Origin of the sequence: Jannaschia faecimaris, assembly GCF_900107415.1 — a bacterium.
Lineage (GTDB): Bacteria > Pseudomonadota > Alphaproteobacteria > Rhodobacterales > Rhodobacteraceae > Jannaschia > Jannaschia faecimaris.
Window position 1 is genome coordinate 1 of record NZ_FNPX01000034.1, and the last position, 12,117, is coordinate 12,117.

A 12,117-nucleotide genomic window follows, 5' to 3' on the forward strand; every position below is an offset into this window, starting at 1 on the left:
CCCACAGCTGCCATTCCTGACCTCCGGTAGCTTCGAAGCACACCAAAGCGTCGACCGGTTGAGCCAGATGAATGAGCTGCTCATACCCCTTATCCTTGTTTTGGAACCGCAGCCGCTTGCCATTCGGCAGGCAATGAATGTCCAGCCAGTCGCGGCTGACATCTATGCCGATGATCTGTACCCGTGATACCGTGTTCATACTCTCTTCCTTCTGCTCCGCGGTCCTGACCGGCCGCATTCAACTGTTCGAGACGATGAAGAGAGACGGCGCTGGCTCGCTAGGAAACGTGGTCAAACCCACAAGGCTCAGACGCCAAACACCGCCCCGTCAGCAACCTCGGCCAAGGTCGCTGACGGGGTCAGAATAACAAAGCCGAGATACAGAAGGCTCAGGACCCATTGATCTTGGTCTGAAGGTCTGATTCATCGCTTCGAAAATCGAGCGGTGACATGAGCAATCTCTTCTGGCTGAGCGAGGCGCAACTGGCGCGTCTCGAACCTTTCTTTCCCAAGTCCCACGGCAAGCCCCGGGTTGATGACCGGCGGGTTCTGAGCGGGATAATCTTCATCAACCGCAATGGGTTGCGCTGGTGCGATGCTCCGAAGGAGTACGGTCCCCCCAAGACGCTCTACAATCGCTGGAAGCGGTGGAGCGACATGGGTGTCTTCGCCAGGATCATGGCCGGACTGGCGGCGGAGGGCACCGAACAGAGGGCCGTCATGATCGACGCCACCTATCTCAAAGCACATCGCACGGCCTCGAGCCTGCGGGTGAAAAAGGGGCGCGCGGCCGCCTGATCGGGCGCACCAAGGGTGGCCTGAACACGAAGCTGCACGCGGTCACGGATGCACTGGGCCGCCCGATCCGCTTCTTCATGTCTGCCGGCCAGGTCAGTGACTACACCGGTGCCCTGGCGATGCTCGACGGTCTGCCCGCTGCCGATTGGCTGATCGCAGACCGTGGCTATGACGCGGACTGGTTCCGGGACGCCTTGAAAGACAAGGGGATAAGAGCCTGCATCCCAGGGCGTAGCTCTCGCAGCAAACCTGTCCGGTATGACAAGCGTCGCTACAAACGCCGCAACCGGATCGAGATCATGTTCGGCCGACTGAAGGACTGGCGACGGGTCGCAACCCGCTATGACAGATGCCCTCAGGTCTTCCTCTCCGCCGTCGCCCTCGCAGCCACCGTCATCTATTGGTTATGAGTCCTGACCCTAGCTCGTTCGGCATCGACACGATGACGGGCGGTTTCAGGGCGGATGAGTTCATCTTCACCGGCCAGACAGGCATCGGTGTTGATTTTATCAACGACTTCGGGGGCCGGTACCAATGTGCTGAACTTCATTGGTCCCAACAGCGCCACCGTCAAATTGGTGGACGTCGATCTCGGCCTGCTGCTGACCTATATTGAGACGGGCAATACGACCCTACTCAAAGGCTTGGCAGGACCCGATCTGTTGGATATCGACGTTCTCTAAATTCAATTTAGGCGACCCACAATTTTGGGCCTTTTAATCACCCTTTCGTTGTGGATGACTAGTTCAGCAATCTTCAGAACCACCGGGTCCCTGGGCATGCTATGTGTATTCTGATCACTCTGACATTGCTGCTCATTATTATGGCGGATTCCCCAGACGATCATGGCGGAGAAACAGAGCGAAGTAGGACATTAAATACGTGATCGCGATCATCTCGCCACCCTCCTCCAGGAACAGGAAGGGGAGGCTGAAATCCGGCAGCAGCTTGCCGACAATGCCATGCAACGCGTCCACACCGATACCGAAGCCGGCGATCACGACAATGATCGTGGCCGTGCCGCGCAAAATGACCGCTGACGGCAGGGGGGAACCGGATCCGGGCAGGCGTAAGGAAGCTGCGATCAGGGCCGCGCAGATCAGGCCATCGACGCCAAACACCAAGATGGATAATGCCATATGGTCACCCGGCAGATCGAGCGCCCGCAGACCGGAGACATCCAGAAGAAGCACCGGTAGTCGTTCATGGATTTGCATCGAGTCATCGATGAGCAGGACGAGCGCCGACCCGCCGAGGCCGAGAAAGAGCGGGTTCTTCCAGCGGACGAAATAAGTCGCGCATAGGATGATAATCACGGCCCATTTGAAGAAATTAAACATCTCGGGGTAGCCCCGGTCCCAGCCCAGCCTGAACCTGTCCGAGATATCTATAAAGAAGCTCAGGAAGAACATCTCGATCAAAGCGATGTCGACCAAACCGAACAGGACAAATACAAGCAATGAAGCTCGCGGGAACAACGGAACTTTCGCCATCTTAAACCTTAACAAACTCATACGAAACTAGCTCGCCGGGGGCGCTGCTTAATTAATGGTAAACTAATTTACTGATTTAATAAATTCGATATTCCCCAAGCAGATGCGCAATCCTGCCTTGCAGAACACGGTTAGCCCGCAACCGGATGGCGTAGAAGTAACCTTCCGCTTCCAGCGTTTAATAGAGGTCCGGAATGGCGAAGGCGGCGTCAGCCCGAAAGAACCGCATCAGATTACGGTCCGCGTATCGCGCGATTACTGGCTTTAGAACCGCTTCCCATCCGTCCGCGCTGTGCACATTGCCGGGCCGCAACGCGCAGCGTTCGAGGTGACCGAGCTGGTTGAACACGAACAGAGGGTGATAGCACATGCAGCCGAAATGCCCGTTCCAGGCGGTGCCTTCCTGATCGCCATGGGTCGGGCTGACCGAACTGTCCACGTCCAGCGTGATCCACTTCGGCGGCCTGCGTCCATGAAATCGGTCGATCTACTGCCCCGACAGATCAGACAGTGCAGCGCGATTGTCGGCCTTGGCCAACACCTCGGTCTCGAACCGTCCCATCTGACTTGCGGACGCAGCCTTGGCCTCAACGGCCCGTCCGCCGACCACCTGACGCATCACCGGATCAAGAGATAAACGGTCCGCGTCATTCACATCATCATATCCCGCCAGCCGCCCAAAGACCGACTGGCGCAACAATCCGACCAGTGTGTGTAACCGATTGTGACCTGTCCGCGTGTCTCTCAGAAATCCGCCAGCAATGTCGTGCAGGCCCAGCACCTCATCCAGTTCCCGGAACAGCAGCAATCCAGCATCCGAGCTGATCTTCGAGCCATGAAATTCCAGACGCACCCTCCGGTCAAAACCGAGCCGAACATCACCCGTTTCCTTCGCACCCTCCGGGTGATCCATGATCCGCCGCCTTCATCCTTATTAACATGTTGAAATATAACACGTTACTAGCCGTCATAGGGGCGCAATCACCGTTCTACTTGGGGAATGCGGGATTATGGCATCTTGGAGTGGAAAGCGGCCACCGTTTCGCTGGGCGGCGCAATTTGCTTACCCAGTCTGGTCGCGACGTTTGTTGCGCAGCTCCATCGCCGTCGATATGCCAAAGACATGGTGATCCCCCGGTGCCCCTGAGAGCTTTCCTCAACAGTGCCCGATCGGGCCGGAAAGGGCGTTTCAATGCCCCGCTTGCACCGGCCTGCCGAATTTACGTGGTGGGTGATATCCACGGGTGTTACGATTTGCTTATGGAAGCGCTGCATCGGATCGACACCGATATGGTCCGCGTTGGACTGGCTGCTGAAGTCCTGCTGCTGGGGGATTACGTTGATCGGGGACCGCAATCGGCCAAGGTGCTGAAGATGGTATCTTCTCTGGCCGCGCTCTGCCCGGTTCCCCTGACCTCCCTGATGGGCAATCACGAACGTATGCTGCTCGACTTCATTGACGATCCGAAGCACTCGGGCGAACGCTGGCTTCGCAATGGTGGACGCGCCACTCTAGCCAGCTACCGCATAGATGAGGAGAACCCCGAGTTCGCTGCCGCCCGCTTGGTGGAGGCCATGCCCCCGGGGCTCCTCGACTGGCTTCGGAACCTACCGCTTTTATGGCGCAGCGGCAATCTCGTGGGGGTCCATGCAGGGGCGGACCCGCTGGTGCCGATCAAGGATCAGAAGCGGGATGTTCTTCTCTGGGGCTGCACCGATTTCGAGCGGACTCCGCGGACTGACGGCCTCTGGGTCGTGCATGGGCATACAATCGTTCCGGAACCACAGATGCGCGATGGTCGCATCGCCCTCGATACCGGGGCCTATGCCACTGGGCGACTGACAGTCGCCCGAATCGACCCGGGAGCCGAGGGGCTGATCTTGCTTTAGCGCTGACGTGATCGGGATGCGCCCCTGGCAACGACTTCCGCTTCATCATCACCTAACAACTAGAAGACTTCGGACTGAAGCCCACGGGCATACTGATCAAACCTGAGGAACGTGACACCGCCCCCCAACGCCGCCTCGCTCTTAGCAGCGCGCCCGTCTCCACGCGTCGTGGAAGGCATCTAGGTCATTCATAGTATGATTGGGGAGTGACCAGCAGGATCAGCACCGATGGAGGACAACGGCTCCAACTTTGTGCGGGCCGTACCGACCTGTCGGTGCTGACTTTCGCATATAAAACATCGTGTGCTAATGCCCCCGGGCCTAGTGCAGACCCATGGTCCGCGCCTGGCGGCGCACCGAGGTGGCGAGCTGCTTGATTCCAGCTACGCTTCCGCCTTTCGTTGTGGTGGGGCCGAATGCGGACCTGCAGGCTGTTTCCGGCCGCCGCCGGGCTGCCACTGCCGCTGAGATGATCGCCGCCGCTGTCACGAACATGGCCCGTCTGGAGGCTGCGCTGGCAGGGTCGGAAGCGGAGGTGAGGCTTGACGAGGTCCGTCGAGCTGCCGTGCCGGCCAGCCTGCACGCCGTGCTGGACCAGCGCCTCGAGGCCGACGCCAGAAACTCACCAACGCCCGCGCCCACGCCGACACCCTGACCACCTCTTGGGATAGCGAAATTTCGGATTCGAGGAGCAAATCGTCCTTATTGATGAGCGTATCAAGCTCAAGGAGGAGACGGTCGCCCGCCTCGAACAGGAACTGGCCGATCTCGAAAGCCTGCGGGCTGAGGGCCTTACGATCACAGCACGGCTCTCGACGCCACAACAGCGCCTGTCCGATGACCGCGAGGAACGCTGACTATGGAGACTACCAAGATAGGTCGCCTCCTTGACCGGGCGAAACCGCGACCAGTTCTTGGCTGACCGCCAAGAGACTGACCTTAAGGATCCCGAAGCGACCCTTGCGGACTTCGAAGCCGGACGGCGCGACTATCGCTTCGCACTTAATGAATCGGCCGTCCTAGAGGGCGTCACGGCTGCCATGACCGCCGATCAGGAGGCTGTGTTCGAGGTGCGCTTGTGATCGAGGGTCCCCGCACTGCCGGCTTAGAAGGGCAGACCGTCGACCTGAGCATGCCCATCCTGCCTGGCGACATTTTAGTGATGGAAGTCATTAACATGCTGGACGCTGACTCCCGGCTTCTGCTTCAGACCGACCAGTCCGCGAAGGCCTGTCCTGTCATCTCGCGCAGGCGCGCGGTGTCTTCGGCGAGATCCGCGCGCAAGCGCGCGCGCAATTCTTCGGGAAAGGGCGGGGACTGTCTGGCCTTGCCGCGCAACAAGACCCCACGGATCCGGTCGCGCATTCCGCGGCTGACCAGACCGCCAATGATCCGACCCGTCGGCGACTGGGCGAAGCGCAGAATCGGTGCCGGTACGCGGGAGAGCATCGCACTGTCGTTGGTGAAGCGCATCGCGCCAACTATTCTGGCTGGAGCACCTATATGGGAATGTACCCGGTCCATCAACGCTTGGGGGGCGGCGACCAGGTCCTTGAAATCCAGAACCAGAATGGCCTTGCGGTCGAAATGCTCCAGATAGGCATCCAACTGCCGAGCATAGAGACTCCCGTCCAGAATATGCGCGTATTCATGACTGTCCGGGAACTCCTCCAGCGTCGGGGGTAGATCGCCGATCAGCACGCTATGGCGGAATTGGCTTTCGGCGCGCACCACGGGGTCGCGAAGAATGTAGATCAGCCGCACATCTGGGCAGGTGTCGGCCATCCGACCGGGCACGCCGGGAAAATCCCGCGCTTTGGTGTAATTCGGGCTGGCCTCGCCACGAAGAGGAGAGTCACCGGAAAACTGGTTCGAATACCAAGCAAGGCCCCGCTTCCAGCCCTTCTCAGCGACAAAGAAGTCGGTCTCCTTGTCGCGCGACATGTCGATGCCGGGATGCTCGTCCAGATACCGGTAGAGCGTGGTCGTCCCGGATTTCATGGCTCCAATGATGATAAAATGGGGGAGGAATATCTGGGCCATAGGGTCGCCTTCAAGCGCCGTAGAGCGTGCGCTGTTTCAGTTTCAGGCATCCAGCGCAGACGCCCGCGTGCATACGCCCGCGCATCAGCCAGAAGGCACGCGCCGCCGGGTCAGACCAGGCGGGTAGCGCGTGCAAGTGGCAATAGGCGGACTTAGCCGCGGCACTAGCGAAAAGTACCGCACGGGCGGGAAGACCTTTGGCATGGGAGGCATAGCTCTGGCCGATGCGAAAGCGCCGCTTGAGCAACCACTCGAGCGAGGCGCGGTCGGCGGGCACGGCTTCGCGCACGATGCTGTCTGCGGAGATGGCATAGCGCGCGCCCATCGTGGCTAGGCGAAAGAAGAACTCCGTGTCCTCCCCGCCGGAGCGTCCCCGCTCCAACGCGAACCGCTGGTCGGTCCAAGGTGCGTCGCCCCACCGCAGGAGAGCGTTGCAGGTATGCCCCGTCTCGACCACGCCATCGCGGGTCACAGGGGCCTGGGAATGGAAATCGCCCGCGACGATCCAGTCAGGTGTGTCAGAGCCGTAGATCGCGCGGGATTGCCCGAAAACCGCGTCCGCGCGGGTCTCGGCTTGGCACTTAACCAACGCGGTCAGCCAGTCCGCATCGACTATTTCGTCATCGTCGAGAAAGGCGACCCAACCGGCCTCGACCGCCGCGAGGCCTGCGTTGCGCGCGATCGAGATATTGGCACCGGGCGCATGGACGTAGTGGACAGGCAGGGCTAGGCTCTCGGCCGTCTCTTCGATCAGGGCGCGTGCGGAGGGACTGTCGTCATTATCAATGACCAACAGCCGCAGTGCCGCGTCCGCTGGCCGGTTTGCCGCAGCAACTGAACGCAAGGTCTCGGCAACATGGGGCCGGCGGAAAGTGCAGATGCAAACGTCGATCTTCATGCCGTGCGCCCCCTGAGCATCTGGGATATGAACCCTGCCCCCCAGGCATGGTGCATTACGGCCAGCGCCGGACCGGCCCAGAGCGCGCAGACGCTGCGGTGGCGCATCAGAAGCTGGACCGTCACCGCCGCTAGCAACACCAGATAGCTAGCTGGCACGATCAGCAGAATCGGCAAGACCGGGGCCAAGATCAGCGCTGCGCCATTTCCCAGAACCGCGAGCGGCGGGACCATCTGACGCAGCCGGGGGCGCATCCGGTGTTTGGTCACCGTCTGCGCCCGTCCTCGGCCATAGCGCCAGTATTGCCGCGCCAGCCCGCGCAGGTCGGAACGCATCACGTAGCCTAGCCGGATGCCCGCCTCGAGCCAGATGCGCCCGCCGGCCAATCCGATACGATGATCAAGTTCTGCATCCTCGTTGGCCAGGAAGTCGATGTCATAGCCGCCCAACCGTCGAAAAAGTGGCAGGGAGAAACCCGCGTGATGGCCGTGATCGACCCAACCCGAGCGGCCACCGCCCCGGTGCCCCGATCCGCCCGAGCCGACCTTGGTATCTGTGGCCCAGGCGGCACCGCGTTGGAAACAGCTCTCACCGCCTGAATCCATAACAGTAGCCAAGGCATCAGCCCTCCGCGTTTGCAGGGCTCGGGCCACATCCAGCACGTAACCGGGAGGGTAGTAGGCGTGGGCATCCACCCGCACCAAGATATCATGGTGATCTTCGGCACAGATCTCGACCACGCGGTTGACGGCCGCCGATTGCAGCCGGCCGGGGTTATCGATCAGGCGGATGTTCGGATTGCGCGTCGACAGCTCCGCCACAATGGCCTGCGTGCCGTCGGTGGATCCGCCGTCGGCCACCACGATGTCGACCCGCTCCATCTCGGGGCGGTCCGCCATGAGCGCGTGCAGCGTGGCTGCGATGTGGAACGCCTCGTCGAAGATGGGGACGGCCACCAGGATGCGGGCCGGGTCGACGCTCATGCGGCCCCCTCCCGGACTTTTGTGATCACGGCTTGGACATCCTCGGGCATCTGCACGAAATCACCCTCCGGCCGGTCGAGCAGGGCCTGGCCCCGCCGGGTGACATCCTCCCGCGTCAGGGACTGAAGAAGATTCTGTAAAAGAGCCGGATCGGGGTAGTCGATCGTCCAGCCCAGCCCGTCGTCCGCCACACGGCACCCGGTTTCGGTACCGGCCACGGCCAGGCTGGGACAGCCCGCCCAGCTGGCCTCGTAGATGCGATTGGGCAGCAGCCAGTCGGAATTCTCACCTGGCTGCCACAGGTCCTGCGCCCAGACAAGGTCAAGCCCGCCATAGATCCGCGCCAAGTCGTCGGGATAGGCATATTCTCCGTGATAGAAAATGTTCTCGTGGGCCGCGACGGCAGCGTCGAAGCCCGGTGCCGCGTGGTGGTGGACGATGCCGTGGACATGGATCTCCACCGCGTCGCCCATCGCGCGGGCCAGCGCGGTAAGCAGCTCCAGGGAGGGCGCGCAGCGGATCGTGCCGACCCACCCGAGCCGCAGGGGCCCCTTGGAAGGCACTCGCGTCACCGGACGATCCGGCAGGGGACCGCCCGCCGCCAGCTTGTTCTCCCAAATTGCCCAAGGGCCGGAGTATCCTTGGACAGTTTCGAAATAGTGTTGGATGAAGCCCGGCGACGATACTACCAGCATCGCGCAACCCGCCAGCAGCCGCCGCTCTGCCGCGCGCATTGCGCGGGACTTAATCCCCTGGCCCGTCAGCGCTCCATGGATGTCAAGGCATTCATAGACCAGCGGGGCCCGCGCTCCTGTCAACGCCCGTGCTGCCCAAGCAATGGCCAGCATGTCCAGGTTGCGCGCGAAGATGACATCGGCGTCGCGCAGCCGGGCACGGTGACGGGCGGTCTTGACGATCGCTGCGGCTACAACCGCGGCCCGACGGGCCAGTTTCTCGTTATCGGTGACGTAGAGATGAGTGTCGGGCCAGTCGGGCGTGAAATCCGCGTTCATGTTGGTACGCCGCATGGTGAAGCTGTGGACCTCGTGACCAAGGTCGCGCATGGCCCGGATACGCCGGATCTGGCTAATCTCGGCCACATCAAAGCCGAAGACCTCGATCCGGGTTGGGGGTAGGTCGGTCACGGCGTCTTCAGGTCTCCACGTGCTGCTCGAGGGTGCCGGCATCCAAGGCCATGCTGCGAGCAAAAGGCATCGACAGGTGCAGACCTTCGCGATGTTTAGCAGGGTGTCCAGCCCTACTTGTTTACGATAAGGTTTTGAGTGTACGCAAGCAAGCTGTCCGGCCAAGCCCTTCACGCCCGTTATCCGAAAATCAAGCTTCCCCTTTGCCCTTGTCGATTGCCCTAAGGTCGATGTAGTCGCCCAGAACCTTGATCAGACGAATACGACCGTCGCCGAGATCTAGGCTTAGGATCCATTGATTTTGGCTGGATGGCGTGATTCAGCGTTCGAAAAGCGAGCGGTGATATGTCTGATCTCTTCTGGCTGAGCGACGCGCAGATGGCGCGTCTTGAACCCTACTTCCCGAAGTCCCACGGCAAGCCGCGTTTTCGCTGCCGGCAGGGCATTGCGAAGCAATGTCCCGAGAGGGACGACCGACGCGCTCCGAGTGGGATTATCTTCTAAACCGCGATGGCTTACGCTGGCGGGACGCGCCGAAAGAGTATGGTCCGCACAAGACGCTCTACAACCGTTGGAAGCGGTGGAGTGACAAAGGTATCTTCGCTCAGATGATGGCCGATATGGCTGTAGTCGCGCAACGGCTCATTTAAGAGACGCTGGCTGGCAGTTGAATGGCAAACGCCCCTCTCGGGAGATCGCTTCGCAATCGCCTGTCGGGCGGCGGTCGAGCGGCCTTGGCGATCGCTCATGGCAAAAACCGCCAGAGGATCATGGAGGCCATGCGTACCATCATCAGATTTCCAGTCAACTTTGCGAACCTAAGCGCGCCTGACGGCAGGCGCGCGCGAAGTTAAGCGCCACGGTGAAAGTGTAACACCGAGGGTGGCGTCGATTTCGGCACCGATAAGGGACAGTTCGGACGCTTAAGGACTGGAGACGCGTCGCGACCCGCTGGGACAGGTGTCCAAAGGTCTTCCTGTCGGCCATCGCTCTCGCTGCAACCGTGATCTTCTGGTTATGAGATGCTGTAACGGGGGCCGCGTCACGCACCGCCGTTACCACTTGTCAGGTCAGCGCCGCGCTGCCGCCATTCCCGTATTGAACCTACATGGAGGACGACGGGATGAGACTGTTTATCGGATTGGATGTGTCACTGGCCAAAACGGCGATATGCGTAGTCAGCGAGCACGGCAAGATTGTGAGGGAGGCTGAGATTGCAAGCGAACCCGAGGTTTTGTCACGCTGGCTATACGGTTTGGACCGGCGCATTGCCATGGTTGGCCTGGAAGCCGGGCCGTTGTCGCAATGGCTGCACCGTGGCCTGATCGAAGCAGGCCTAGATGCTGTGCTTATGGAAACACGTCAGGTGAAAGGTGCAGTAAAGGCCATGCCGATCAAGACGGATCGGCGCGATGCTGAGGGTATCGCTCGACTGCTTCATCTCGGGTGGTTCCGCCCGGTTCATTGTAAATCGGTCTCTGCGCAGGAAACCCGCGCCGTACTCGGCGCTCGGAAAGCCATTCAACAGAACATGATCGCCTTGGAGATGTCGCTGAGAGGTCTGCTGCGTAACTTTGGCCTCAAGGTCGGCGCAATCTCTCGTGGCCAGTTTGAGGCCCGCATTCGGGACCTGACAGACAGCAATCTGATGCTGGAAACCACTACAGCACCAATGCTGCGTGCCAGGGCATCGCTGCGCTTGGAACTCGCGGCCCTTGAGAAGCAGGTGCGCCAGCTTGCTCAAGAAGATTCGGTTTGCCGCCGCTTGATGACGATGCCTGGGATCGGTGCAGTCGTGGCATTGACCTTCCGCGCGGCTGTTGATGATCCGACGCGCTTTCGGACGTCGAAGAGGATCGGTCCCTGGGTCGGCCTCACGCCCGCGCGCAACCAGTCTGGTGAGCGGGACGTGTCTAGCGGCATCACGAAGGCTGAGGATGTCAGCCTGAGGAGGGCACTGTGCCAGGCCGCAACCGTCATGATGAACCGTGGCCGGTCGACATGGCTGAGAACATGGGGAGCCCAACTGGCGCATCGCCGTGGCCGAAAAATCGCAATGGTTGCCTTGGCGCGTCGTATCGCGGTTATCCTCCATAGGATTTGGGTCGATGGCACAACCTTCCAGCCGGATGCCGCGCCAAAAATTGCCTGACCGGATGATACTCCACCCGTTGCCTGCTTGATCGCAGGCTTTCGAGGTCCCGCAGGGACGTGGTTCCGATGATGCCGTGGTCTGGACCGTCGCTGACTTCTGTCAAGCACGCCTAGGAGATGGGCACATCGGAATTACATCGAACCAGCATCATGTTGGCAACCAGAGCGTTGAACACGGACCGAAGCATGTACCCGAAGGATCTCAGCCGAAAGCCACGATAGAAAGCAGAGCGGACACCAACAGAGCAGACAGCACCGCTTCGGCGGATCAATTGTTTTGCGCAAACAAGCTTGACTGGGAACGCCCCGTTACCGAAGTCCTGAGCCTTCTGTATCTCGGCTTTGCTATTCTGCACCCGTCAGCGACCTTGGCCGAGGTTGCTGACGGGGCGGTGTTTGGCGTCTGAGCCTTGTGGGTTTGACCACGTTTCCTAGCGAGCCAGCGCCGTCTCTCTTCATCGTCTCGAACAGTTGAATGCGGCCGGTCAGGACCGCGGAGCAGAAGGAAGAGAGTATGAACACGGTATCACGGGTACAGATCATCGGCATAGATGTCAGCCGCGACTGGCTGGACATTCATTGCCTGCCGAATGGCAAGCGGCTGCGGTTCCAAAACACGGATAAGGGGTATGAGCAGCTCATTCATCTGGCTCAACCGGTCGACGCTTTGGTGTGCTTCGAAGCTACCGGAGGTCAGGAATGGCAGCTGTGGG

At 60.5% G+C, this 12,117-nt stretch carries 12 protein-coding genes and 4 pseudogenes; 9 read left to right on the plus strand and 7 right to left on the minus strand.

Annotation, left to right across the window (positions count from 1 at the left end):
- Positions 1–199: pseudogene (locus BLV27_RS18440) on the minus strand (hypothetical protein); the annotation flags it as partial.
- 251 nt (positions 200–450) lie between these two features.
- Between BLV27_RS18440 and BLV27_RS18445 the strand changes: the two are divergent.
- Both BLV27_RS18445 and BLV27_RS18450 read left to right on the plus strand, forming a co-directional pair.
- Positions 451–1,208, plus strand: a protein-coding gene (locus tag BLV27_RS18445) for an IS5 family transposase (protein WP_092647951.1) whose coding sequence is annotated in 2 segments (ribosomal slippage) — positions 451–784 and positions 784–1,208 — 759 coding nt in all. Because the reading frame shifts where the segments join, the coding sequence is not laid out codon by codon here.
- A gap of 54 nt (positions 1,209–1,262) precedes the next feature.
- Positions 1,263–1,481: a hypothetical protein gene (locus BLV27_RS18450; protein ID WP_139176761.1), complete on the plus strand. Its 219-nt coding sequence runs from the start codon at positions 1,263–1,265 to the stop codon at positions 1,479–1,481.
- Positions 1,482–1,619: 138 nt separating this feature from the next.
- Here the strand turns inward: BLV27_RS18450 and BLV27_RS18455 are convergent, their stop codons facing one another.
- Positions 1,620–2,258, minus strand: coding sequence for a hypothetical protein (locus BLV27_RS18455; RefSeq protein ID WP_139176764.1), 639 nt, complete (start codon positions 2,256–2,258; stop codon positions 1,620–1,622).
- 130 nt (positions 2,259–2,388) lie between these two features.
- Positions 2,389–3,204 (minus strand): annotated as a pseudogene (locus BLV27_RS18460) (IS1380 family transposase); the annotation flags it as partial.
- A gap of 314 nt (positions 3,205–3,518) precedes the next feature.
- Here BLV27_RS18460 and BLV27_RS18465 point away from each other — a divergent pair.
- The 3 genes from BLV27_RS18465 (at position 3,519) to BLV27_RS19490 (ending at position 5,263) form a co-directional block, all read left to right on the plus strand.
- Positions 3,519–4,181, plus strand: a complete 663-nt coding sequence (locus BLV27_RS18465; RefSeq protein ID WP_244504755.1) for a metallophosphoesterase — start codon at positions 3,519–3,521, stop codon at positions 4,179–4,181.
- Between the two features lie 373 nt (positions 4,182–4,554).
- Positions 4,555–4,836 (plus strand): hypothetical protein, encoded by a 282-nt coding sequence (locus tag BLV27_RS18470; RefSeq protein WP_139176768.1) that lies wholly within the window; start codon positions 4,555–4,557, stop codon positions 4,834–4,836.
- A gap of 259 nt (positions 4,837–5,095) precedes the next feature.
- Positions 5,096–5,263, plus strand: a complete 168-nt coding sequence (locus BLV27_RS19490; protein ID WP_170831528.1) for a hypothetical protein — start codon at positions 5,096–5,098, stop codon at positions 5,261–5,263.
- Between the two features lie 124 nt (positions 5,264–5,387).
- Here BLV27_RS19490 and BLV27_RS18480 read toward each other — a convergent pair whose 3' ends face one another.
- From BLV27_RS18480 to BLV27_RS18495, 4 genes are read right to left on the minus strand one after another with little or no spacing between them, the layout of a single operon-like run.
- On the minus strand, positions 5,388–6,224 hold the full coding sequence (locus BLV27_RS18480) for a sulfotransferase family protein (RefSeq protein ID WP_092647957.1): 837 nt from the start codon (positions 6,222–6,224) through the stop codon (positions 5,388–5,390).
- A gap of 10 nt (positions 6,225–6,234) precedes the next feature.
- Entirely contained in the window at positions 6,235–7,122 is an 888-nt protein-coding gene (locus tag BLV27_RS18485; protein ID WP_092647958.1) for a glycosyltransferase family 2 protein, read from the minus strand.
- Positions 7,119–8,105 carry a glycosyltransferase family 2 protein gene (locus BLV27_RS18490; RefSeq protein WP_092647959.1) on the minus strand — a complete coding sequence of 329 codons (987 nt, stop codon included), beginning with the start codon at positions 8,103–8,105 and terminating at the stop codon, positions 7,119–7,121. Before BLV27_RS18490 ends, BLV27_RS18485 begins: the two co-directional genes overlap by 4 nt.
- On the minus strand, positions 8,102–9,250 hold the full coding sequence (locus BLV27_RS18495) for a glycosyltransferase (RefSeq protein WP_244504756.1): 1,149 nt from the start codon (positions 9,248–9,250) through the stop codon (positions 8,102–8,104). Before BLV27_RS18495 ends, BLV27_RS18490 begins: the two co-directional genes overlap by 4 nt.
- A 345-nt stretch (positions 9,251–9,595) precedes the next feature.
- Between BLV27_RS18495 and BLV27_RS20270 the strand changes: the two are divergent.
- The 4 genes and pseudogenes from BLV27_RS20270 to BLV27_RS18510 all read left to right on the plus strand — a co-directional run.
- Positions 9,596–10,271, plus strand: a pseudogene (locus tag BLV27_RS20270) (transposase).
- A 102-nt stretch (positions 10,272–10,373) separates the two neighbouring features.
- The gene (locus BLV27_RS18505; protein ID WP_092647961.1) at positions 10,374–11,402 is read left to right on the plus strand and encodes an IS110 family RNA-guided transposase; all 1,029 of its coding nucleotides are present in this window, start codon (positions 10,374–10,376) and stop codon (positions 11,400–11,402) included.
- A gap of 274 nt (positions 11,403–11,676) precedes the next feature.
- Positions 11,677–11,811, plus strand: coding sequence for a hypothetical protein (locus BLV27_RS20080; RefSeq protein ID WP_280140330.1), 135 nt, complete (start codon positions 11,677–11,679; stop codon positions 11,809–11,811).
- Between the two features lie 107 nt (positions 11,812–11,918).
- Positions 11,919–12,117 (plus strand): annotated as a pseudogene (locus BLV27_RS18510) (hypothetical protein); the annotation flags it as partial.